At 59.1% G+C, this 22,645-nt stretch carries 20 protein-coding genes; 9 read left to right on the top strand and 11 right to left on the bottom strand.

The window, feature by feature from the left end:
* The 11 genes from EXN68_RS22645 to EXN68_RS22595 form a co-directional block, all read right to left on the bottom strand.
* A complete protein-coding gene (locus tag EXN68_RS22645; protein ID WP_142842966.1) occupies positions 1-798 on the bottom strand; it encodes a sugar phosphate isomerase/epimerase family protein in 798 nt (265 codons plus the stop codon).
* Entirely contained in the window at positions 795-1,829 is a 1,035-nt protein-coding gene (locus EXN68_RS22640) for a hydroxyacid dehydrogenase (RefSeq protein ID WP_161991456.1), read from the bottom strand. The genes EXN68_RS22645 and EXN68_RS22640 overlap by 4 nt, the downstream gene beginning before the upstream one ends.
* Positions 1,826-2,995 (bottom strand): SGNH/GDSL hydrolase family protein, encoded by a 1,170-nt coding sequence (locus tag EXN68_RS22635; RefSeq protein WP_142842965.1) that lies wholly within the window; start codon positions 2,993-2,995, stop codon positions 1,826-1,828. The genes EXN68_RS22640 and EXN68_RS22635 overlap by 4 nt, the downstream gene beginning before the upstream one ends.
* Positions 2,996-3,011: 16 nt before the next feature.
* A complete protein-coding gene (locus EXN68_RS22630; protein WP_142842964.1) occupies positions 3,012-3,761 on the bottom strand; it encodes an SDR family NAD(P)-dependent oxidoreductase in 750 nt (249 codons plus the stop codon).
* A gap of 17 nt (positions 3,762-3,778) precedes the next feature.
* On the bottom strand, positions 3,779-6,109 hold the full coding sequence (locus tag EXN68_RS22625; RefSeq protein WP_142842963.1) for an alginate lyase: 2,331 nt from the start codon (positions 6,107-6,109) through the stop codon (positions 3,779-3,781).
* 71 nt (positions 6,110-6,180) lie between these two features.
* The gene (locus tag EXN68_RS22620; protein ID WP_142843019.1) at positions 6,181-7,710 is read right to left on the bottom strand and encodes an extracellular solute-binding protein; all 1,530 of its coding nucleotides are present in this window, start codon (positions 7,708-7,710) and stop codon (positions 6,181-6,183) included.
* Positions 7,711-7,770: 60 nt separating this feature from the next.
* Positions 7,771-8,652, bottom strand: coding sequence for a carbohydrate ABC transporter permease (locus EXN68_RS22615; RefSeq protein ID WP_035223884.1), 882 nt, complete (start codon positions 8,650-8,652; stop codon positions 7,771-7,773).
* A gap of 11 nt (positions 8,653-8,663) precedes the next feature.
* Positions 8,664-9,593, bottom strand: coding sequence for an ABC transporter permease (locus tag EXN68_RS22610; RefSeq protein WP_142842962.1), 930 nt, complete (start codon positions 9,591-9,593; stop codon positions 8,664-8,666).
* The gene (locus EXN68_RS22605; RefSeq protein ID WP_142842961.1) at positions 9,590-10,705 is read right to left on the bottom strand and encodes an ABC transporter ATP-binding protein; all 1,116 of its coding nucleotides are present in this window, start codon (positions 10,703-10,705) and stop codon (positions 9,590-9,592) included. The genes EXN68_RS22610 and EXN68_RS22605 overlap by 4 nt, the downstream gene beginning before the upstream one ends.
* A 30-nt stretch (positions 10,706-10,735) precedes the next feature.
* A complete protein-coding gene (locus tag EXN68_RS22600; protein ID WP_225341569.1) occupies positions 10,736-11,524 on the bottom strand; it encodes a GntR family transcriptional regulator in 789 nt (262 codons plus the stop codon).
* Between the two features lie 240 nt (positions 11,525-11,764).
* Complete coding sequence (locus tag EXN68_RS22595) at positions 11,765-12,991, bottom strand: MFS transporter (protein ID WP_142842960.1); 1,227 nt, start codon at positions 12,989-12,991, stop codon at positions 11,765-11,767.
* A gap of 121 nt (positions 12,992-13,112) precedes the next feature.
* Between EXN68_RS22595 and EXN68_RS22590 the strand changes: the two genes are divergently transcribed.
* The 9 genes from EXN68_RS22590 (at position 13,113) to EXN68_RS22550 (ending at position 22,645) form a co-directional block, all read left to right on the top strand.
* Positions 13,113-13,706: a TetR/AcrR family transcriptional regulator gene (locus tag EXN68_RS22590; protein ID WP_161991455.1), complete on the top strand. Its 594-nt coding sequence runs from the start codon at positions 13,113-13,115 to the stop codon at positions 13,704-13,706.
* A 178-nt stretch (positions 13,707-13,884) separates the two neighbouring features.
* Positions 13,885-15,639: an alkaline phosphatase gene (locus EXN68_RS22585; protein WP_142842959.1), complete on the top strand. Its 1,755-nt coding sequence runs from the start codon at positions 13,885-13,887 to the stop codon at positions 15,637-15,639.
* Positions 15,640-15,753: 114 nt separating this feature from the next.
* Entirely contained in the window at positions 15,754-16,218 is a 465-nt protein-coding gene (locus EXN68_RS22580) for a hypothetical protein (RefSeq protein ID WP_052819162.1), read from the top strand.
* Between the two features lie 4 nt (positions 16,219-16,222).
* Positions 16,223-16,912 carry an ABC transporter ATP-binding protein gene (locus EXN68_RS22575; RefSeq protein ID WP_142842958.1) on the top strand — a complete coding sequence of 230 codons (690 nt, stop codon included), beginning with the start codon at positions 16,223-16,225 and terminating at the stop codon, positions 16,910-16,912.
* On the top strand, positions 16,909-18,366 hold the full coding sequence (locus tag EXN68_RS22570) for an FtsX-like permease family protein (RefSeq protein WP_142842957.1): 1,458 nt from the start codon (positions 16,909-16,911) through the stop codon (positions 18,364-18,366). Before EXN68_RS22575 ends, EXN68_RS22570 begins: the two co-directional genes overlap by 4 nt.
* 259 nt (positions 18,367-18,625) lie before the next feature.
* Positions 18,626-19,084: a DUF1801 domain-containing protein gene (locus EXN68_RS22565; RefSeq protein ID WP_142842956.1), complete on the top strand. Its 459-nt coding sequence runs from the start codon at positions 18,626-18,628 to the stop codon at positions 19,082-19,084.
* Between the two features lie 254 nt (positions 19,085-19,338).
* Positions 19,339-20,376 (top strand): NAD(P)-dependent alcohol dehydrogenase, encoded by a 1,038-nt coding sequence (locus tag EXN68_RS22560; RefSeq protein WP_142842955.1) that lies wholly within the window; start codon positions 19,339-19,341, stop codon positions 20,374-20,376.
* A gap of 375 nt (positions 20,377-20,751) precedes the next feature.
* On the top strand, positions 20,752-21,636 hold the full coding sequence (locus EXN68_RS22555; protein WP_142842954.1) for an AraC family transcriptional regulator: 885 nt from the start codon (positions 20,752-20,754) through the stop codon (positions 21,634-21,636).
* A gap of 97 nt (positions 21,637-21,733) precedes the next feature.
* Positions 21,734-22,645, top strand: coding sequence for an ABC transporter substrate-binding protein (locus EXN68_RS22550; protein WP_142842953.1), 912 nt, complete (start codon positions 21,734-21,736; stop codon positions 22,643-22,645).

The raw sequence follows: 22,645 nt of genomic DNA, 5'->3' as shown, positions 1-22,645 counted from the left end.
TCAAGAAACTCCTTGTCGCCACCAGTGGCGCGCAGCCTTCAGCGCGTCTTCCAGTGGTGGCAGTTGGGGGTGCCAGTGGCGTTCCCATTCGAGGCTGAGGGGAATTTTCCGTTCGTCCGGCTGGAGCAACGAAAGCAGTTCCTCGATGGGAAAGTCGCCCTGGCCGGGCAAGACGTAGCGTCGTTTTCCGTCTCTATCGGTCGTGCTGTCCTTGACGTGCAGATGGACGACGTTTTTTGCGATCTGGTGCCAAAGGGTTTTGAGATCGCTGCCCCGGGCCCATGTATGATGGGTATCCCACAATATCCGGGCCGTCGGCACGTATTCCAGAAAGGCGAGCAGCTGATCGAAATCGGCCAGTGCATCGTGGGTTTCGATCATCAGCTCGACATTCAGCCCGCGTGATTGCCGCAGACCCTGCCATTCGTCCAGCAGCGCCGCTGCGCTATCCAGCTCCTCCGCCCCAATTTTTTTGCCACCATCAAATATCCGCAGATAGGCGATGTTGGCAGCTTCTGCCCAATCGATGAAGGGGGCGAGCTCGGAGAGACTGCTGCTGCCGAACAGCCGCATGGATGTGTTGAGTGCGGCAATTCTGATGTTGCGTTCGGTCAGGAAGGCCGCAAATCGGGCAGGTGTGCCGAACTCGGCAACGAGCGCGGCGATCAGATCTATGGTGCCGGATAGTGCGCGTAATTCCACGCTTGTTATGCCATGGCGCTCTGCCAGATAGGCGGCCTCATGCAGGCTGAGTTCGGAGCAGCCGAGGGTCGAGAAACAATAGTTGGAACCGTTCATGCCATACGCTCCATATCCTGCTTGTGGACCGGGTGGAGGGGTGCAAGCCCTGCCACGAAGCGTTCGATCTCGGTAATGGCCAGATCGGAAAGTGCACGCAATTCGTTGCCCAGCGCCCCGGCTATATGAGGGGTGAGCACGACATTGGGCAGATCATAAAACGGGCTTTCCATTGGCAAGGGTTCGGGTTCGGGCGTGTCGATCAAGATGCGCAGCCGTCCGGAAAGCGCCTCGGCCAGCAATGCCTCGTGATCGACGAGCCAACCCCGCGCGGTGTTGATGAAGATGGCATGATCGCCCATCAGCGCCAGTTCGCGCGCGCCGATCATATGGTGCGTTTCCGGCAGGATCGGCGCATGCAGCGAGACCACATCGGACCATGCCAGAAGCTCGTCCAACTCCGTTTTCCTCGCGCCGAGGGAAGCTGCTTCTTCCGCTGAGAGAAAGGGATCGTAAACGGCAATCTCAAATTTGCCGCGCGCCAGCATCTCCATCACCAGCCGCCCGATGCGTGAGGCACCGACAATGCCGACCTTGCGGGCATGATTGCCGAGATGGGCCAGGCTTTTGCCACGCCTGCTGCCAAAAACGCCGGTGCCGCGCTCTGCCCTGTGTTCATCCCGCAGCCGAAAGACATCCTTGCCGCACATGATGATTGCCGCATAGGTGAATTCGGCAACCGGTACGGCCATGGCGGAGGCTGCTGTCGTGACGAGAATATCGGACGTCTCCCAGAACTCTGCGGGTGCAACCATCCGCACCGATGATGCCGCATAGGCCAGCATTTTCAGCCGTGGCGCGCGTGAAAGTCGTTCGCGGGTGAGGGACGGCGTACCCCAGGCGGCAAGCAGAATGTCGGCGTCGGCGAGAGCTTCGGCACCTTCCGCCGCGTCGAAATCCGTATGCGGAAAACCCGGAATGATATCCGTTATGGCATTCAGCCGCGCCCACTCGCGCGAACCGAAGAAACCTTCCGGAAGCTCGCTGCGCATGGCGATCAGCAGGCGTGGTTTGGTCTGAGAATGTTTCATGCGCGCACCGGATTTGAAATAGGGCGGATGTCGATCTTGGAAACATCGATCTCGAGCGGTTGCGAACCGGGCTGCAGGATCACATCGAGAAAAAGTTCAGGCGGTGCTTTGCCCGGCCGCAGTTTCAGGGGAGGGGTCCTTAACGCGGCTCGCCACTGTACCGACGGAAAGGAAAAGAGCCTGCCGTCATCGGCACGAAACGGTGCGAGCGCTGTCACGGCCTGTCCTTCGTCTGCGACATCTTTCAGCCGCAGCGATATTCCCAGAACGCCATCATGAGCCGGCACCTGCACGTCGCAGATCGCTTCCACCCAGACGCCGGTGCCGGGGTGGACAAGCTGCCCGCCGAGACGATGGTTCTGCTCACCCGTTTCGGTAACGATCCGGGCCGAAAGATCCGATGCGAGATTGCCGGCTGGATTGTTTACCGCATCGAAGCGATCATCTTTGGACAGGAGCCGGGCAGGCGCAGGGGGCACGATCGTTTCGAGATAATCCGCCAGCAATTTTCCGACGGCAAAGGCGCCGGCGATGGAAAAATGGGTTCCGTCATCAGAATAGCCCGGGTATGGCTCGCCGAATTCGCTATCAGGATCGACCCATGCGGCGTTCCAGTCGAAGACATGGCAATTGGCGTTGTTTGCAGCAAATTCGATGCTTCGCCGGTTTATCCAGTGCGCCTTGGCTCGCTCCACACCACCGGCGGGCCATTTCCCGATACTTCGCGCCAGAATGGGAAGCAGGATCACGGTCTTGCCGGCGGCGAGCAGGGCCGAAGCAATCCTTGCCCGCGTGTCGGCAATCGTCTGGCGCGTTTCCACCATCATGTCATTGGTGCCGGCATCGACAATGACGAGATCGAAATCCGATTGCAGCAACCGTGGCAATCGCCGCTCGATCTCGACCGCCTTCTGGCCCGAGACCCCGAAATTGAGGCCGGAAAAGAACCGGCTGACACCGGGCCGGTTGCTCGGCTCCCAGCCGGGCGGCACGGATGGATCGTGGTGAACCGGGCAGCAAAGCCTGCCATGCGACAGGACCTCGGCCCAGCTCATCCAGCCGCGTGCCGATGTGGCAAGCGAGCTGGCGTCGCCAATATGGTTCTGCTGGACGAGCGAGGTGCCGAGAATGGCAATCCGGCTCGCCCTTGGTAACGACACGGACATGGTTTTTACCGGGATATCAGGAAAACAGGACGCCGCCATTAATGTCGTAGCAGGCGCCGGTGACATAGGCGGCATCGTCAGACGCGAGGAAGGCAACCAGACCGGCGACGTCTTCGCTCGACCCTTCGCGCTTGAGCGATGTCGCGCCGGCAACCCGTTCGCGTACCTCCGGTTTGGTAAAGGTGTCGTGGAATGTGGTTGAGATCATGCCGGGGCAAACGGCGTTGACGCGGATATCGGGGCCGACTTCCTTGGCAAGCCCGCGGGTGAATGTCATCACGGCACCCTTGGAGGTGGCATAGGCAAGAGCGCCGGGGCCGCCGCCATCACGACCGGCCTGCGACGAGAAGGTGACGATGGCGCCGCCCTTTGCCATTTTGGGCAATGCGGCCTTCGCCGTCAGGAACAACGATGTCAGATTGACGTCGAGGACCTGATGCCAGAAGGCTTCATCCATCTCTGCAATTGTCTTGCGGGCGATCAGGCCGCCGGCAACATGGACGAGGCCATGGATCTCACCGAATTTGTCGGCAGCTGCGGATATGGCCGCCTCCACCTCGGTTGCTTTCGTGAGGTCCGCTCTGATCGCCAGAGCCGAACGGCCGAGTTTTTCGATTTCGGCGACGGCCGCGGCCGCGCCTTCTGCGGCACCATTATAGGTGAGAACGACATTGGCGCCTTCCTGCGCAAAACGGAGGGCACATGCCCGGCCGATATCCCGGCCGGCCCCGGCGACAACAACGGTCCTGTTGGTAAAACGCTGCATTGGAAAACCTCGTATGATTAGAACTGTTTGGGAAGTGAGAGCTTGAAACGCTCGTCATCGACATCGCTGAAGTAGATGTCGGTGGAAAAGCCCTGGTCATCGATGAAACTGAAGATGCGCTTCGGCTCCTTCAGGCTGTAAGGCACGAGAAGGGTGACAAGGCGATGCCGGGTGGCGGCCGGAACCGTGGCGCAGACATGGTGGTGAATGTCGAGCCCTTCGAATTCCTTCGGGTCGATATCGGGAAAACCTTCCACGGCGCTGATTTGCGGTGTGCCTGCCGAAGAATAGACGAACTGTCCGTAGAAACCGGCTTTCTGGCCATTGTAGCGGAAGCTTGACCTGCCGGTCTGCGGGGCTGCGAGTGTATGGCAAAGCCATTGCAGTTCCTGGGGTTCGGAACATTCCACCTCGTCGACGATCACGAAATAGCTGTCATTGACGAAATGGGTTTCGCGCAGCACCTTTTGAACCAGCGGGTTCGCAACCTGGTAGGCGGCGGTCGCATCGCCGACGATGCGAACATGGCCGGGCTTTTCCTGCACCGAGACGATACGGCCGGCGGCGCGGCGCGCCAGCGCCTTGTCCTTTTCCGCATATTGGCCTTTGCCGCCGATCAGCACGGCGTTTTTCGACCGTGTCTGACGCCGCCAGTTCAGGTGCATCTGCGAATTGAACGCCACATAATAACCGGACTGGATCGCCAGATCTTCGCCATGGGCATAAAGCACAAAGGCGTTCTGGTCGCCGTGGCTATGGCTGAGTGAGCCATAGGGGCTGGATTTGAAGACGAATTGCAGATGCCGGTCCGGGTCTTCCATGTCTTTTTGGATGGTCGCCCAACCGATATCATCGAAAACGGCGAGTGCCGGCAAGTCGGCGGGCGACACGGCTTCCACCTGCCGGTAATCGTGGCGATAGACGAGATCGTCGAAGTTCAGGTCCCACCAGCCGTAATTGTAAAAGGCCATTTCCGTGCCGGTCGCATCGGCCTTGATGTGATCGAAATACCATTGGTAGTGGCCATTGCCGGTGACGCCAGCGAATTGCCGGACGTTGTAGCCGAGTTTCAGGCCGGGAAGATCGCCGAGCGTGGAGTCGTCGCCGAAGTTGGCGCGACGGGTGCCGGGCGCCTTGGTGTAAAGCGGGAAGCGGCCGGTATTCTGGAAAAACGGCCGCTGATAAAGGTCGTAACCGATATAGGAGCGGATCAGGTTGGCGGCCTCGATGAGATAGGCCATGCCTGTCATCCAGTAATGTGGACCTTCCGCCCAGCCGCCATCGGTTCCGGCCCATGGCGAATAGAGCGTGGCGAGGAATTCGACGGTATAGTCGAGCCATTCCCCGGCCTCATCGCTTTCGCCCTGAAGCGCGATGCAGGCCGGTGTCAGCACAGCCGAGAGCGAACGCACCGCATGGCTGTCATAGGGAAAGATGTGAATGCGGGCATGTGCGATGACATGATCGGCAACCTCGCGTGTCCGTTCGAGAAGAACGGATCGAACGGTCCTGCGTTCGTCTTCGCTCAGGTGGCCGTACAGCCAGTCATAACCCCAGGCGAGTGCGACGACGACACGGAACCCCGCCTCGTCATTATAGGCGCGCGAGGTCGCACCTTTCGGGTCCCAGCCGGCGACGGCCAGCAGCCATTTGCGGGATGCATCGAGAAGATCGTCACGCCCGAGCACGCGGCCGGCGATGGCCAGGTGCCGGATAGCATAGATCACTTCCTGGCAGTCTATATACATCTGCCGCCAGAGCGTGGCGACACGCATGTTGTTGGGATAGGGCTGCGGTTCCGGCATAACCGGCCGCTGCAGCCATGGTTCAACCGATTTTTCGTAAAACTCGGTCCAACCGCAATGGTTGGGGTCCTTCGCAACGGCATCGGTGAAGGCGCTCAATTGCCCGGAGTTGAGCCACAGCCGGGGATGGCTGGTTTGCGCGGCGGCGTGGCGGGCAGACCTGCCGGGCAGCGGCGTTTTTGGCAGTGCGGCACCGATCTCGAAGCTGCGCACGGTGCTCCAGTTGGAATGCGCTGTTGCGGATTTCTGATCCCAAAGCGCGTAACACCAGTGATAGTGGCCCTCCGGCAGCGCTTCATCCGGTGTGAAGAAATTCCAGGCGAGATCTTCGAAGACGAGCGTTTTTTTGTCCACAAAGCCGGGATCGGTGGAAATGCGCAGCACGTAACGCGCGCCGTCGTCGATATCGGGTAGCCATGAAAAGCGCGGAGGGTTCTCCGTCGGCTGTGCTTCTTCGCTCGGCTCGTAGCCAATGGTCAACGAGCCCGGGCGGGGTTCATCGAGAAGTGTCTGTCTGGAGATGGCCGGGGCAGAGGGACGCATTGCGCTCTAACTCCTATGAAAACAGATGGGAAAGGATGGCGGCAACAAAGCCGCCATCATGGTCGGAGGGTTTATTGCGCCGCCTTGTACTGGCGGTCATAGGCCGATTGCATCATCTTGATGACCTCGTCGTAACCAAGGGCGGTGAGGCGCTTTTTGTAGGCGTCCCAGCCGGTATCGACGTCCTGGGCGCCGAGAATCCAGGTCTGCTGCATTTCGGTCATGTAGGTGAGGATGCTTGGCCAGTAGCGGTCGAAGGTCGCCTTTTCCTCGGCGTTCAGGGAAACGCCCATGAACTCGTCCTTGAGGCAGTTGCACTTCTCGTACATGTCGATGCCTTCAAGCGCGATCTTGTTTGTCCACTGGCGCTCATATTCGTAATCCATCCAGTATCCGCGCGGGATCGCCGCACCGACTGCCCATAGCTGGGCATTGACCGGATCCTTGTTGTCGAGGATTTCCTTCTTGAACTGCGGTTTGCCGTCGACCATTTCGTAAGTGAGGCCCTCGACGCCGAAGTTCGACAGGATGCGGCCCTGCTGCGAGAACCAGAAGTCGAAATATTTGATGGTTTCGACGGGGTGTTCGTTGGTCGCCGAAATAGCCCAGCCAACGGGCTGGACACGCAGGCGGCGGGAATCTTCGAAACGCTCACCCGAAACCGTCTTGGGCGGCAGCATGGGCTTCAGCGCGAAACCCTCGATCTTCGGCGACAGGGCGTCATTATAGGTCGAGGTGCTGGCGAACCAGTCATGTGTCATGCCGCCGAGATTGTTGCCCAAGAGATATTCGCGCGAGCGGGCGCCGCGGGTGAATATCTCCTTGTCGATCAGCCCTTCCTTGTACCACTTGGCGACATTGGAAATGCCGGTCTTGTAGTTTTCTTCCGCCCAGGGGTGACGCAGTTTTCCGTCGTAGACGGCAAAGTCGCCATAACGCTCCGATCCGGAAACGCGGGCGTCCCACAGATTGATGAGGCGGACGGCATCGATTTCCTCACGGGCAAAATAAGGCACCTCATCCTTGAGGCCGTTGCCGTTGGGGTCCTTGTCGCGGAAGGCTTTCAAAACCTCGTAGACCTCCTCCGGTGTCTCCGGCTGCTTCAGGCCAAGCTTGTCGAGCCAGTCCTGGCGGATGAACCAGCCACGCGAGAACTTGCCATCAGGCACATAGGGAATGAAGTAAAGCTTGCCATCCGGTCCGGAGATGGCGTTGCGGATTTCCTTGTGGCTATCGAAGAACGCCTTGAGGTTGGGGGCGTTTTCCTCGATCAGCTCGTCGAGCGGAATGAATGCGCCCTCCAGCCCGTAGCGGATGAAGTCTTCCTTCAAGCCGCCGGTGGCGTCGCCGCCGACGATATCGGGAAGATTGCCCGAGGCGATCAGAAGGTTGAAGGCGTCGCGGCTGCTGGTGGTCGCCAGTGACGCCACGTTGCGGACATGAATATTGGTGATTTCCGCGGCCTTCTGCTCCACCGGCCATTTTTCCGAATAGACGTATTTGTCGCGGAAGTGGAAATGGATCGTCAGTTCCAGCGGGTCTTCGGTGATCTTGCCCGTATCCTGTGCCAATGCCGGCAGGGACAGGGTTGCGGCTGTCATCAACGCCAGTAGGGGCGCGCCTTTTCGTAGTGCTCTCACAGGTTCTCCTCCCTTGTGCTGCTACTCTTTGACCCCACCCAGCAGAATTCCTTTGGTGAAATACTTCTGCGCGTAGGGGTAGATGATGAGGACTGGAATGATCGATGCGATCATGATCGCCGATGTCACCGTCTCGAACGAATAGTGGGCGGTGAGCAGGCTTGAGGCGAATTCGTCATTGGAGTTGAGGTCGACGATGACGCGCTTCAGATAGACCTGAAGCGGGATTTTTTCCTCGCCGCGCAGCAGCACCATGGCCCAGAAATAACCGTTCCAGCGCGATACGATGCAGAACAGCGCGACGGTGACGATTGCGGGTTTCGACAGTGGAATGAATACCTTCCACAGCAGCTGCAATTCGCTGGCGCCATCCATCTTGGCGGCCTCTTCGAAGGATTTCGGCACGGCTTCGAAAAAATTGCGCAGCAGAATGACGTTGAACGCATTGGCCGCGAAGCCAAGAATGATGCCGAAGCGGCTGTCGAGAAGCCCGAGATCGCGCATGTTCAGAAAGAAGGGGATCATGCCGGCGTTGAACCAGAGAGTAAATGCGATGGCGATGTTAAAGAAGGTGCGGCCACGCAGGCGTTTGCGCGAAAGGGCATAGGCTCCGGGGATCATGATCAGCAGGCTCATGAGCGTGCCGCCGAAGGTGTAGATGAAGGTGTTGCCATAGGCGACCCAGAACATCCTGTCGGACAACACCCGGTCATAGGCGGCAAGTGTGACATCGACGGGCCATAGCGTGACGCGGCCGGCGGTGACGGCAGCGCCCGAGGAGAGCGAGACCGACAGCACGTAAATGAAGGGATAGAGCGTCGACAGGACGAACAGGCCGAGAAGAATGGCGTTTGCCCAGCCAAAAATCTTGTCGCCGCGGGAATAGAGATTGAAGTTTGCCATGTTTCAGCTCCTCACCACAGCGATGTCGACGAGACTTTTCGGCTGATGCGATTTGCCGAATAGACGAGGACGAAGGCGATGACGGCGTTGAAGAGGCCGGCGGCCGTCGCCAGATCGTATTGGGTGCCCTGCAGGCCGGTGCGGTAAATGAAGGTGGAAACGACGTCCGCCGTCTCGTAGGTGGATGGGCGGTAAAGCAGGATGATATATTCGAACCCGACTTCGACCAGATTGCCGATGCGGATGATCAGCATGATCACGATTGTCGGCAGGATGCAGGGCAGGGTGATGCGCCACATCATCTGCCAGCGCGACGCGCCATCCACCCGGGCGGATTCGTAAAGCGTCGGGCTCACGCCGGCGATGGCGGCGAGATAGACGATGGATTCGAAGCCTGCCTCTTTCCAGACGGATGAGCCGATGTAGACGGGGCGGAACCATTCCGGCTGGGTCAGGAAATAGATCGGCTCAAAGCCAAGGCCTTTCAGCATGAGATTGACGATGCCGATTGATGGCGAGAGGAAATTGATGACGATGCCGGCGACGATCACCACCGAAATGAAGTGCGGCAGGTAAACGACCGTCTGCGCCCAGCTGCGGGCAATGCCGCTTTGAATTTCGTTGAACATCAGGGCCAGAATGATCGGCACCGGAAAGGCGAAGATCAGGCCAAGGCCGCTGATGGTGATGGTGTTCCAGAAGGAACGAATGAACATGTCATTCTGGAAAAGCTCCACGAAATTCGCAAATCCGACCCAGGGGCTCTTTTCGATGCCGCGAAAGATCGAGAAATCCTGAAATGCGATGACCAACCCATACATGGGTTTGTAAAGGAAAACCGCAAACCAGATGAGCATCGGCGCGAGCAGGAGATAGAGCTGCCAGTCGCGGCGCATGTCTTCCTGAAGGTCGTGAAGGCGCCCCTGAAAATCCTGTTTCATGGCCGCGCTCCATCCCGGGTTTTGAGCGATCTCCCGGTCGCCGCATCAAAGACATGGACGCGTGCGGTATCGATGGAAAGCCGGTTGACGCCGTTGAGGGCATGGTCACCATAAAGCGTTTCGGCTTTGGCGATGAATGGCTGGCCATCGGCCTTCCCATGCAGCAGTGCTTCGGCGCCCAGAGGTTCCACGAGGTCGATGCTGCAATTTAGAACATCGCGGCCCTCGCCAGCCTCCACCGACATGATTTCCGGCCGCACACCGAGCTTGACGGCCTGTCCTTGCGTTGCGTTCTTCGCGAAGGCATCGGGAATGTTGAAGCGCTGCCCGGAGCCGCCGCTCAGGACAACGGTGACGCGGCCGTCATGGCTTTCGATCGTCCCGTCCAGAAGGTTCATCGGTGGGGAGCCTATGAAGCTTGCGACAAATGTGTTTGCCGGTTCGAGGAAAACCTCCATCGGCGAGCCGACCTGTTCGATATGGCCGCCATTCATGATGACGATGCGGTCGGCAAGCGTCATCGCCTCCACCTGATCGTGGGTGACATAGATGCTGGTGGCCTGCATACGCTTGTGCAGCAGCTTGATCTCGGCGCGCATGTGGGTGCGCAGCTTGGCATCAAGATTGGAGAGGGGTTCGTCGAACAGGAAGATTTTCGGCTGGCGCACGATGGCGCGGCCCATGGCGACGCGCTGGCGCTGGCCGCCGGAAAGATCGGCCGGCTTGCGGGCCAGATATTCGGTAAGCCCCAATATCTGTGCGGCTTCCGCAACGGCCTTGTCGACGACGGCCCGCTTCTCACCCCTGACGCGCAGGCCGAACGCGATGTTTTCTGCCACACTCAGATGGGGATAGAGCGCATAGTTCTGGAATACCATGGCGACATCGCGGTCTTTCGGGGCGACCTTGTTGACCACCCGGCCATCCATCGAAACGGTGCCGTCCGAGATGTCCTCCAGCCCGGCGAGCATGCGCAGCGTGGTGGATTTTCCGCATCCCGAAGGACCAACGAGGACAACGAATTCCTGCGGCTGTATGGAAAGATTGATACCGTGGACGACTTCGAGGGCGCCATAGCGCTTGACGACGTCGTTGATTTGAACTGCAGACATGAAAGGCCCCTCCTCAAAAGCCTTGAATGTTCAGTCAGGCGTCTTTGACCCCCGTGAGGCGCGCTTCCTCGTGACGCGCGTGTTGACCTGCTCGATGAAGGTCCAGATCTTCGGGTTCTTGGAGAGTTCTGCGATCTTGGTTTCGAGTGATCCTAGATGGCGCTGGACGGCTTCGCGTGCGGCCTCGATATCGCCTGACTCGATGGCGCTGACGATCGCTTCGTGCTCCTCGATCACCTTTTCAGTGCGACGAACCGCAAAAACGCGCTTCAGATGGCGCATCCGGTCCATTTCGCCTTTCGCCTGATTGACGACGCTCCAGGCGCCGGGAAGGCGGGCTGCGGCGAAGATGGTGCGGTGAAATTCCTCGTCCAGCAGGAAGAAATCCGTGAATTCCTCGTCCTCGGCAGCGGTGCGCTGCTGGGAAATGCAGGTTTTCAGACGGGCGATGTCTTCCAGCGAGTGCCGCTTGGTTGCCTCGATGACGGCGCCTTCTTCCAGCTTGAACCGGATGAAGCATGCTTCCATGTAACGCTGTACGTCGATGGGCGAGATATAGGTACCGCCTTGCGGCACGACGGTCACGAAACCTTCTTCGGAAAGGCGAATGATCGCCTCGCGCACCGGCGTCTTGCTGACATGCAGAAGCGCTGCGATTTCCTTTTCCGACAATGCGCGCCCGGGAAGCAGCTTCACTTCGACAATCAGTTTGCGAAGCAGGGCATGGATCCGGTTCGTCATGTTTCCATCAGCCGGCAAGTCTCGCGGGGTGACGAGTTCGGACAATGGCAGCGATGGAAACTCAAGAGCGTTAGACATATCAATTACCAAACTGAGATATCAGATTATGTAGTGACATATCTATTGTGTTTTTGAGAGTCAAGCGCGAATGATCGGTTGGGAAGCGCCACGCCGAAAAACCGGAGCGATCTTTTGATCGCTCCGGCGCAAGGGTTTTGATTTTGAAGGGAGTTTCAGCGACGGCCAAAAGCGCCTTGTGGGCATGACAATGCCAGCTGTTTTGCCGTCATTACCATGTTCACCGGGTGTTGGACGGTATTATTCCGCGGGCTGTACCGCACGTGCCGGGTCGGAGGGTCTCTGCTCTCCGGAAAGGCTGCGCTGACCGAGGCCAATGATGGCGACTGTCGAAAGGCTGGCAACAACGGACATCCAGAAGCCGTTGGTGGCGCCGAAATTATCGATGACCCAGCCGGAGATGAAGGCGCCGAGCGCCATGCCGATACCGATGCCGGTCATCACCCAGGTCACGCCTTCCGTCAGCATCGATTCTGGCACACGGCGTTCGATAAGGCCGAATGCGGTGATGAAGATGGGCGAGATTGCAACGCCGCTGAGGAAAACCGCAAAGGCGAGCAGGGCAACGGTCGTGGTGGCAAAGAGAAGCGGCAGCGCGGTAAGCGCAAGGACGCTGACGGCGATCAGCAATTGCCGTTGCAACGGCATTTTTGGATTTATCGCGCCAAGCAGCAGGCCAACAACGAAGGAGCCGATGGCATAGACACCGATGACAAGGCTGGCGGCTTCCGGCTGGCCGAGCTGTTTGGTGATGGCCACAGCGCTCACCTCGGCCGTGGCGAAGGTCGAGCCCACGAAGATCAGGGCGAGTGTGATGATCTGGACCGGCCGCAGCCGTATGGCCGATTGCTGCCGCTTGCCGCCTTCCACCGGGCGCACCTTGGGTTCTGTCGATCGCTGCAGCAGGAAGGCAAAGGTGCCGAGTGCCAGTGAGGCCGTGCTGATCATCATGCCCGCTTCCGGAAACAGTGAGACCGCAAGCCCGACGGAAAGCGATGCGCCGGAAATATAAACCAGCTCATCGGCGGCGGATTCAAAGGCAAAGGCCGTGTTCAGCTCTGGCCGGTCGCGGAAGATTTCCGTCCAGCGGGCCCGCATCATGGCGGGGATGCTGGGCATGGCGGCGGCAAGGAAGGCTGAAAGGAACAGGGTCCAGACCGGCCACCTCTGGTTCGTGGCGAGGATCAGAACCACAAAGGCGATGACCGATATGATGGTGGCCGGGATGAGGACCCTGCTCTGGCCCTGGCGATCCACCAGGCGGGAGATCTGCGGTGCCGCAGCCGCATTGGTGAGTGCGAAGGTTGCCGAGACGGCGCCGGCAAGCCAATATTCGCCATGGGTCTGCGAAAGCATGGCGACGATGCCGATCGGCGCCATCGCAATTGGCAGGCGGGCAAAGAAGCCGGCGGCGGAAAAGCCCTTCGCGCCCGGAGCCCTAAAAATTTCTCTGTATGGATTAGACATCGGGATGCACCTTGTTCAGGGAGTATCTACCACACACATACGTGGCGTATGTGAATGAGATAATTGCATACGTCGCGTATGTCAACTAATATACGTGATGTATGTGGACTACGGAGAAAAAATGCGCAAACCCCGCAGTGAAATGATTGCCGAGACACGGGCAAAGCTGCTGTCCGCCGGTCGCAAGGCATTTGGCAGCATCGGTTATGCCGAAGCGTCGATGGACGACTTCACCGCCGAGGCGGGGCTGACCCGTGGCGCTCTCTATCACCATTTCGGTGATAAAAAGGGCTTGCTGCTGGCGGTTGTCGCTGAGATTGACGCGGAGATGACGAAAAGGCTCTGTGAGATCTCGTCGAAAGCCGCGACCCGGTGGGACGGTTTCATCGATGAGAATGTCGGTTATGTCCGCATGGCGCTTGAGCCGGAAATCCAGCGGATCATGTTTCGCGATGGACCGGCCGTGCTCGGCGATCCCTCCCGCTGGCCAAATGCCAATGGCTGTATCTCCGCCGTTGCGCGAAGCCTTGATGTGCTGAAGCAGGAAGGGACGATCACCGATATTGATCCGGAGGCGTGTGCCCGTTTCATCAACGCGGCAAGCAGCAGCGCCGCCCAGTGGATCGCCAATTCCGACGATCCTGAGACGACTTCCAAACGGGCGGTTGAGAGCTTCCGAACCTTGCTTCAAGGGTTGCGCATTCACAAAGGCTGATGCGCGTCCGTTCAGGCGGGCACCTCTCGACTGAAGGGACAGCGGCGGCGTGTTGAGCACCGCCTAACAGCTTCCCCGTCAGCGCCAGCTTTCACGACATGGCAATCAGCAAGTCATCCAACTGTCATATGGCGGGTCTAGGAGAGGTTGTGGTTTTCACATGTCTCGTGAGGGGAATATGCGCAAAATTGTTGCTGCTTTGGTCGCTACGACCTTTCTTGCCGGCGCCGCTCAGGCCGCCGAGGTCTATCCGCTTGATCGTGCTACGATCCTGACCGGTTCACCATTTGATTTCAAAGCGGAATTCGACGCCGTCGTAAAGCCGGAAGACGTCAAGATCACCGTCAATGGTCAGGATTACAAGGCTGTTCTCGGCAAGGACGTTGAGTTCGTTGCCGAAGAGAAGAACAAGGACAAGGTTCTTGGTTCGGCCGTCATCCTGCGCGGCATCACGCTCGCCAATGCCGGTGACTACAAGGTTGAAGTTTCGGCCGGTTCCGAGACCAAGAACGTCACCTGGACGGTTTATGGCACGCCTGCCCAGGCGAAGGCCAAGAATGTGATCTTCCTGATCGCCGACGGTCTGTCGGTTGCCCATCGCACTGCCGCCCGTATCATGTCCAAGGGCATGACCGAGGGCAAGGCCAATGGTCGTCTCAACATGGATGACGTGCCGCCGGTTGCCTTCATCGGCACCTCCGCCACCGACGCCGTCGCCACCGACAGCGCCAATACCATGTCGGCCTACATGACCGGCCACAAGACTGCCGTGAACGCTATCGGCGTTTATGCTGACCGTACTCCGGCTTCGCTTGACGATCCGAAGGTCGAAACGCTGGCTGAAGCCCTGCGCCGCCAGACCAAGAAGTCGATCGGCATCATCTCCACCGCCGAACTGCAGGATGCGACGCCGGCTGCCGTTGTTGCCCATACCCGCAAGCGTGGCGACAAGGCCGACATTAACGGCATGCTGTTCGACGTGAAGCCGGATGTGCTTCTCGGCGGCGGTTCCGCCTACTTCCTGCCGCAGGCGACTGCCGGTTCCAAGCGCAAGGACGACAAGGACTATATCGCCCTGTTCAAGGAAGCCGGTTACACGCTGGCGACCAGCAAGGCTGAACTTGCAACGGCTGCCGGCACCAACACCGGCAAGATCCTTGGCCTGTTCCACACCGGCAACATGGATACCACGCTTGACCGCGAGTTCCTGAAAAAGGGCACCACGGGCAAGTTCCCGGACCAGCCGGGTCTGGTTGAAATGACCAAGGTTGCGCTCGACAGTCTGTCGAAGAACCCGGAAGGCTTCTTCCTGATGGTCGAAGCGGCCAACGTCGACAAGATGTCCCATCCGCTCGACTGGGATCGCGCTGTCGTCGATACGATCGAATTCGACAAGGCCATCGGTGTCGCCCGCGAATTTGCGGCCAAGAACCCTGATACCCTGATCATCGTCACCGGTGACCATACCCACGGCGTTTCCATCATCGGCACCGTTGATGATGACAAGCCCGGTACGGACATGCGTGAAAAGGTCGGCACCTATGCCGAAGCCGGTTTCCCGAACTACGAAGACAAGGACGGCGACGGCTATCCGGACAAGGTCGACGTTTCGCGTCGTCTGTTCCTGAACGCCAATAACGGTCCGGATCATTACGAAACCTTCCGTCCGAAGCTCGATGGCCCGTTTGCGCCGGCCATCCAGAACGAAAAGAAGGAATATATCGCCAACGAGCAATACAAGGATGTTCCCGGTGCCGTGCTGGTCACCGGCATCATTCCGAAGAGCTCCGACAGCGGCGTACACGCGGTTGATGACGTCGTGCTGCAGGCCGAAGGACCGGGTGCCGAAGGCTTCCGCGGTTACATGGAACAGAGCGATGTCTACAAGGGTCTCGCCGAAGCTTTCGCTCTCGGTGCCAAGCAGACCAACTAATATCTGAACGGGGTAAGGGCGCGCCACCATGGCGTGCCCTTGCCGTCATTTACGGTCCTGCATTGCCGGCCAAGACGGCTGACGATGAAAGACCTTTCAGGAAGGAAAATGGTCATGAGCAAGCCTGATCCGGCGCGGTTCAATCGCCGCCAGACCCTTGGTCTCATTGCTGGGCTGCCTCTGCTGGCCGCTGGCACGCGTGCGCAGGCGAAAAGCGACATCACCTTCGATGAGCTCTATGGCAAAGTTAGCGTTCTCGGGCTGGAGTTTTCCGAGAAGGTCAAACAGCTGAACGGCAAGGAGGTCGCCATGCGCGGCTTCATGGCGCCGCCGCTGAAGGCTGAAGCACAGTTTTTCGTGCTCACCGAAATACCCATGTCGATCTGCCCGTTTTGCTCCACCGATTCAGACTGGCCGGACAATATTGTCGTCGTCTATCTCGGCGAAAAACAGACCTTTACCCAGCCCAGCCAGACGATCGAAGTGCGCGGCACACTGGAAACGGGTTCCTGGACCGATCCGGATACCGGTTTCGTCAGTCTCCTGCGCATTCGCCAGGCAGAATACGCGACGGTTTGAGACCATGCTGCCTCTGAAGATAGAAAATCTTGCCGTCTCCTTTCCCGGACTGGCGGCTCCGGTTCTTGTTATCGACCATCTGGAAATCGCTGCCGGAAGCCACGTGGCGCTCACGGGTAGTTCCGGTTCGGGCAAGAGCACCCTCATCAACCTCATCGCCGGCCTTGAGCGCGTTAAGACCGGCCGCGTCGTGTGGGGGAACGAGAACATCGCTGATCTTGCCGAAGGCCGTCGCGATCGTTGGCGAGCTGCCAATATCGGCCTCGTCATGCAGGAGTTTCATCTTTTCCCCGGTCTCTCTGCACTGGATAACATCCTGTTGCCGGCCCGCCTGTCGCGCGTGGCGAATGCAGAGCTTATAAAACGTGCAGAATCCCTGTTTGCGACCGTTGGCCTCAAGCGCCCCGGACAGCATGTCGAGACCATGTCGCGGGGTGAAATGCAGCGTGTTGCCATCGCCCGGGCGCTGCTGCGCAGCCCCGGTGTCATCATTGCCGACGAACCGACGGCCAGCCTCGATCTCGAAAGTGGCGAGGCGGTGGGCGATTTGCTGCTTGCCGTTGCAGCCAGCACCGGCAGCACACTGATTGTCGCGAGCCACGATCAGCATTTGATCAGTCGCCTTGACCGGCGCCTGACCCTCAGTGGCGGCCGTCTCGTTGCCGATACTGAGCGGAAGGAGATCGCAGCATGATCGGTTTCATCCTTGCCGACCTGCGTCGCCTGTGGCTGGGCGGGGCCGTCGTGGTTCTGCTGGTGGCGCTGGCCACCGCACTTGGTGTGGCGGTCACGTTGCAGGAACGGTCTTTGCGTCTCGGCAGCGCCCGTGCTGCCGATAAATTCGACCTCGTCGTTGGCGCTGCCGGCAGCGAAACACAGTTGATCCTTTCATCCATCTTCCTGCAGGCGGCGCCCCTGCCGCTGGTGGATGGCACCGTCCTCACCCGGCTTGCCGCGGATCCGCGTGTTGCATGGGCCGCTCCTGTCGGATTTGGCGATTCTTTTGCCGGCTATCCCATTGTCGGCACGACGACGAGCCTCGTCAGCAACACCACGCCCGGTTTTGCCGAGGGCAGGATGTTTGCTTTGGAAGGCGAAGCGCTTCTGGGCGCTGCCGTCAACCTCTCCGTTGGCGCCGAGATCAAGCCGATGCATGGCACCGCCGAAACCGGCGGCCGCACCCATACCGAGATTGCCTACAAGGCCGTCGGCAAGCTGCAGCCGACCGGCACCCCCTGGGATCGCGCCATTCTCGTTCCCATTCAGGCTGTGTGGCACGTCCATGGTCTTGGCCAGGAACATGGCCATGATCATGACGAGGGCGAGCAGGAGAATCATGGTGAGAGCCATGGGGAAGGCCACGCGGCCGCGCGTGATGAGGGGCATCACGAGGATGGCCATGATCACGCCCATGAAGGCGGGGCACATCATGGGGATGGTAACTCGCATGTCGAAGGTGAGGCCGGCCACGCCGATGCCATTATTCAGATCGGCACGCCGCAGGAGCCAAAAGCTGCTTTGGTGCCCGGTGCCTCTCCGGGACATGCCGAGTCCGATCATCATGGCAGCATCGATCCCGATGCGCCGATCGTGGAGACCTTTGGCGAAAACATGCCCGGCCTGCCGGCCATTCTCGTCAAACCGAAGACGATTGCCGATGCTTATCGGCTGAGACAGGAATATCGCAGCGGCAACACGCTTGGCGTTTTCCCGGGTGAGGTACTGACGGGTCTTTATGCCACGCTTGGTGATGCCAAGATGGTTCTGGGGGCGGTCGCTGCCGGTTCGCAGGGATTGGTGGCGGCAGCGTTGATGCTGGTAACGGTAATCCATGTCGGGCAACGGCGCAGGCAGATCGGCGCATTGCGGGCATTCGGTGCGCCCCGCGGCTCGGTCTTCGCCATCGTCTGGCTGGAGCTTTTCTTTCTGGTGGCGCTTGGTGTCGGCATTGGTTTTCTGCTCGGGCTGGGCGCTGCCCATATCGGCGCGCAGCTGTTTACCGCAAAAAGTGGCGTGATCCTGCCGGTCGGCTTCACCCGCGAAGATTTGCGCCTTGCGCTTTTCCTGCTGGGTTTTGCCGCTGTTCTGGCCGCGATACCGGCGCTGCTTGCCTATCGCCAGTCTCCCGCAGCCGCACTCCGCGCCTGAGAGTACCTATAAGCCACGGTTTTTAGATCTATCGAATGGGGGCCAGTCGGGGTGACTGGCACGGTCGTGCCCCTTGTTTCGATCTTCATGCCGACAGATCGGGTTGTGTCGCCTGCAACCTGGCTTCGAACATGCCCTCCGGCGCGGGAAGCGAAAGGCGTAGATAAAATATAGTTTTTTTACTGCGGTCGCTTTTTGTGGCAGGCTTCCCCCACGCCTGCGAAATCGGCGGGAAACTGCGTGACACTGGAGGGACGAGATGGCTGAAAAGAAACCGGAAAGAGCTGCCGAAACCGCGGAGGTCACAGCTTCCGCTGTCACACCGAAACTTCTTTCAGGCGGCAATCCACAGATTGCCAAGGGGTACGGCGATGCGCCGGTGCAGGCCTATATTGCCGCCATGCCCGGCTGGAAAAGCCCGGTCGGAGCGCGGATCGACGCGCTGATTGAAAACCTGGTGCCGGGCGTGCGCAAGGCCGTAAAGTGGAACTCGCCTCTCTACGGCATGGAGGATGGCGTCTGGTTCCTCGGCCTTCACTGTTTTGCCAGATATATCAAAGTTAGTTTCTTCAACGGTGCGTCCCTGGAGCCGCCACCGCCCGGTGCGTCGAAGCAGCCGAAGGTTCGTTACCTGGATATTCACGAGGGCGCTTTCGATGAGGCGCAGTTCGCTGAGTGGGTGAAACAGGCAAGCCGGTTGCCGGGTGAAAAGCTCTAGGGCGGGGTGTTTCGTTAGGCCCTGCAGGGAAGGCAATGCCCCGGCATGGGCAGACGAATCATGTCCTGTTTTCCGCTCTGGAAAAGCCATGACGCCCGGCCGGTGATGAGAAATCGCGGGCGCCTCGATACAGTTTTTCCCTCGTGAAGAAAAACCGGCCGATCCGGTGGATTTCTGTTTACTTTTGCCGAAGTTGCACGCCATCACGCTGATTGAACTCGCTGCCAGGCGTATCGCAAACCATGGAGAATGAGATGAAAGCACTGGTGCTGGAAGAAAAAGGCAAGCTCTCGCTCAGGGATTTTGACATTTCGGGTGAACTCGGACCGAAGGATGTGCGCATCCGCACCCATACGGTCGGCATCTGCGGCTCGGATGTCCATTATTATACTCACGGCAAGATTGGCCATTTCATCGTCAATGCTCCCATGGTGCTCGGCCATGAGGCGTCGGGAACCGTCATCGAAACCGGTGCAGAGGTGACGCATCTGAAGGCCGGTGACCGTGTCTGCATGGAGCCTGGCATTCCCGACGCGACGTCGCGCGCATCCAAGCTCGGCATCTATAACGTCGATCCCGCCGTTCGCTTCTGGGCGACACCGCCGATCCATGGTTGCCTCACGCCTGAGGTCATCCACCCCGCCGCCTTCACCTACAAGCTGCCGGACAATGTGTCCTTTGCCGAAGGCGCCATGGTGGAACCCTTCGCCATCGGCATGCAGGCGGCACTCAGAGCGCGCATCCAGCCGGGCGATGTCGCCGTCGTCACCGGTGCCGGCCCGATCGGCATGATGGTGGCGCTGGCAGCACTTGCCGGCGGTTGCGCCAAGGTCATCGTTGCCGATCTCGCTCAGCCGAAGCTGGATATCATCGCCGCTTATGACGGTATCGAGACCGTCAACATCCGCGAGCGTAATCTTGCCGAAGCCGTGGCAGCTGCTACGGACGGCTGGGGCTGCGACATCGTCTTTGAATGCTCGGGCGCCGCACCTGCCGTGCTTGGCATGGCGAAACTGGCACGGCCCGGCGGTGCAATCGTGCTTGTCGGTATGCCGGTTGATCCGGTGCCGGTCGATATTGTTGGCCTGCAGGCCAAGGAGCTTCGGGTTGAGACGGTTTTCCGTTACGCCAACGTTTATGACCGGGCAGTTGCCCTCATCGCATCCGGCAAGGTCGATCTGAAGCCGCTTATTTCCGCAACCATTCCCTTCGAAGACAGCATCGCCGGTTTTGATCGTGCGGTGGAGGCACGGGATACGGATGTGAAGCTGCAGATTCTGATGCCGCAATAACGATCAGGCCAATTGCCCGCTGATGACTGAGCGGCAGATGCCCTGCGGAAAAGTATAAGCGCGAACTGCCGGTGATCGGTCGTTCGCGCTCTAAAAATTCATCAAATCTCTCCCCGACATGCATATTATATCGGCGTATCACGCAAAATTGCGCGAAAAAATCAGCGCAACTGCCAGCTTAATTGGCAGCCTCTGCATGCAACTATTCAATTTCCGACAAAAAAGAGTCAAAAAAGTATCGGTAATTTCCCCGGCTTGATGTGGAAGTAAATGCGCGGCAGGCCATATGCTCCCTGTTAACGCCTGGGACGAGCCATAAAGAGGAATGGCCTTGCTCCGCAAATGCGGCGGACGTGACTGATGGGAGGAATATTAATGCAGCCCGATCTGGAACTGGTACACATCCGCAAGGGCGAATCCTTCGCCGCCTGGCGGCATGGCTATCCGTTCCGCACCGTGCGCTGGCATTATCATCCCGAATACGAAATCCATCTTGTCGTCGCCACGTCAGGCACGTTCTACATAGGTGATTTTGTTGGTCGCTTCACTCCCGGTCAACTCATCATGACCGGCCCCAATCTCCCCCAGAACTGGATCAGCGAGATCGAGCCGGACGAGATCGTGCCGACACGCTCTCTCGTGATCCAGTTTCCGGAGAGCTTTATCGAGGATGCCTGCACCTCCATGGCCGAAATGGATGTGGTGCGCGCCCTGCTGGATCGCAGCCGCCGCGGCATTCTGTTTGACGACGAGACGAGCGACCGGGTTCGCCCGCTGGTGCTTCGGCTGATCGAGGCGCAGGGGCTGACGCGGCTCGCGCTTTTCTGGGAAATTCTCGATCTGCTCGTCAACGCGCCGTCTTCAGAAGTGCTGGCAAGCCTGAGCTATGAACTTGATTTGACCGGCATCGGCGACAGCGGCATCAACCGCGCTCTGTCGCATCTGCGCCAGCATTTGACCGAACAGGTCGAGGAGATCGATCTTGCCGACATGGTGGGCCAGAGCCCGAGCGCCTTTTCCCGAGCCTTCAAGCGTCATACGGGAACGACGCTGGTGCGGTATCGCAATCAGTTACGCATTGATCTTGCCTGCCAGATGCTCTTGGCAGATCAGGACGTGAAGGTGGCGGAGGTCTGCTACGAGGTGGGCTTTTCCAACCTTTCGAATTTCAACCGGCATTTCCTGAAATTGAAAGGAATGTCGCCGTCGAGGTTCCGAACCATATTCGCAGCCCAGAAGGCAGCGGTCATGGCGGATTAAACCAGCGACACATCGCCGATTTTTTAGAATTCGGGCAGAGGGCTGTCCGGAAACGGGCACTTGTTGCCCCAACTTTCCAAACGGGAGGAATAGTGAGATGAAAATGAAATCCAAGTTTCTGATGGCAACAGCCGCAATCGCAATGATGGCTGCTCCGGCGCTGGCGCAGGAAAAGCTGAAGATCGGCATGACCTTCCAGGAGCTGAACAACCCCTATTTCGTATCGATGCAGGAAGCGCTGAAAGAAGCCGCAGCAAGCATCGGCGCAGATGTCGTCGTGACCGATGCCGGCCACGATGTGGCAAAGCAGATTTCCGACGTTGAAGACATGCTTCAGCAGAAGATCGACATTCTGCTCCTCAACCCGACGGACAGCGCCGGTATCGAAGCCGCCGTGCATGCTGCAAAGGCTGCCGGCGTGATCGTCGTTGCTGTAGACGCCAACGCAAACGGCCCGGTCGACACCTTCGTCGGCTCGAAGAACCGTGACGCGGGCTACAAGTCGTGCAAGCATCTCGGTGACGCGCTCGGCGGCAAGGGTGAAGTCGCAATCCTCGACGGTATCCCGGTCGTGCCGATCCTGCAGCGCGTTGAAGGCTGCAAGGCGGCTCTTGCAGAATTCGCCGAGATCAAGCTGGTCGATACGCAGAACGGCCGTCAGGACCGCTCCGTTGCTCTCGGCGTCGTTGAAAACATGATCCAGTCGCGTCCGAACCTCGCCGGCATCTTCTCGGTGAATGATGGCGGCGCGATGGGTGCACTCGCTGCTATTCAGGGTTCGGGCAAGGACATCAAGCTGACCTCGGTGGACGGTGCTCCAGAAGCAGTGAAGGCGATTGCCGAGGGTGGTCCTTTCATCGAAACCACCGCGCAGTTCCCGCGTGATCAGGTCCGTGTCGGCCTTGCCATGGCGCTTGCCCAGAAGTGGGGCGCTCGCGTCGTGCCGAAGGAAGTCCCGATCGACGTTATGGTCGTCGACAGCAAAAACGCCGGCGAGTTCAGCTGGTAA

Source organism: Martinezella rhizogenes (assembly GCF_007002745.1).
Taxonomy (GTDB): Bacteria; Pseudomonadota; Alphaproteobacteria; order Rhizobiales; family Rhizobiaceae; genus Agrobacterium; species Agrobacterium cucumeris.
The sequence above is the reverse complement of the archived record's forward strand: the minus strand, read 5'-3'. Positions and strand labels throughout refer to the sequence as shown.

Coding starts and splice junctions, on each gene's coding strand:
- EXN68_RS22645 (WP_142842966.1), bottom strand. CDS start 798: ATGAACGGTTCCAACTATTGTTTCTCGACCCTCGGCTGCTCCGAACTC.
- EXN68_RS22640 (WP_161991456.1), bottom strand. CDS start 1,829: ATGAAACATTCTCAGACCAAACCACGCCTGCTGATCGCCATGCGCAGC.
- EXN68_RS22635 (WP_142842965.1), bottom strand. CDS start 2,995: ATGTCCGTGTCGTTACCAAGGGCGAGCCGGATTGCCATTCTCGGCACC.
- EXN68_RS22630 (WP_142842964.1), bottom strand. CDS start 3,761: ATGCAGCGTTTTACCAACAGGACCGTTGTTGTCGCCGGGGCCGGCCGG.
- EXN68_RS22625 (WP_142842963.1), bottom strand. CDS start 6,109: ATGCGTCCCTCTGCCCCGGCCATCTCCAGACAGACACTTCTCGATGAA.
- EXN68_RS22620 (WP_142843019.1), bottom strand. CDS start 7,710: ATGACAGCCGCAACCCTGTCCCTGCCGGCATTGGCACAGGATACGGGC.
- EXN68_RS22615 (WP_035223884.1), bottom strand. CDS start 8,652: ATGGCAAACTTCAATCTCTATTCCCGCGGCGACAAGATTTTTGGCTGG.
- EXN68_RS22610 (WP_142842962.1), bottom strand. CDS start 9,593: ATGAAACAGGATTTTCAGGGGCGCCTTCACGACCTTCAGGAAGACATG.
- EXN68_RS22605 (WP_142842961.1), bottom strand. CDS start 10,705: ATGTCTGCAGTTCAAATCAACGACGTCGTCAAGCGCTATGGCGCCCTC.
- EXN68_RS22600 (WP_225341569.1), bottom strand. CDS start 11,524: ATGTCTAACGCTCTTGAGTTTCCATCGCTGCCATTGTCCGAACTCGTC.
- EXN68_RS22595 (WP_142842960.1), bottom strand. CDS start 12,991: ATGTCTAATCCATACAGAGAAATTTTTAGGGCTCCGGGCGCGAAGGGC.
- EXN68_RS22590 (WP_161991455.1), top strand. CDS start 13,113: ATGCGCAAACCCCGCAGTGAAATGATTGCCGAGACACGGGCAAAGCTG.
- EXN68_RS22585 (WP_142842959.1), top strand. CDS start 13,885: ATGCGCAAAATTGTTGCTGCTTTGGTCGCTACGACCTTTCTTGCCGGC.
- EXN68_RS22580 (WP_052819162.1), top strand. CDS start 15,754: ATGAGCAAGCCTGATCCGGCGCGGTTCAATCGCCGCCAGACCCTTGGT.
- EXN68_RS22575 (WP_142842958.1), top strand. CDS start 16,223: ATGCTGCCTCTGAAGATAGAAAATCTTGCCGTCTCCTTTCCCGGACTG.
- EXN68_RS22570 (WP_142842957.1), top strand. CDS start 16,909: ATGATCGGTTTCATCCTTGCCGACCTGCGTCGCCTGTGGCTGGGCGGG.
- EXN68_RS22565 (WP_142842956.1), top strand. CDS start 18,626: ATGGCTGAAAAGAAACCGGAAAGAGCTGCCGAAACCGCGGAGGTCACA.
- EXN68_RS22560 (WP_142842955.1), top strand. CDS start 19,339: ATGAAAGCACTGGTGCTGGAAGAAAAAGGCAAGCTCTCGCTCAGGGAT.
- EXN68_RS22555 (WP_142842954.1), top strand. CDS start 20,752: ATGCAGCCCGATCTGGAACTGGTACACATCCGCAAGGGCGAATCCTTC.
- EXN68_RS22550 (WP_142842953.1), top strand. CDS start 21,734: ATGAAAATGAAATCCAAGTTTCTGATGGCAACAGCCGCAATCGCAATG.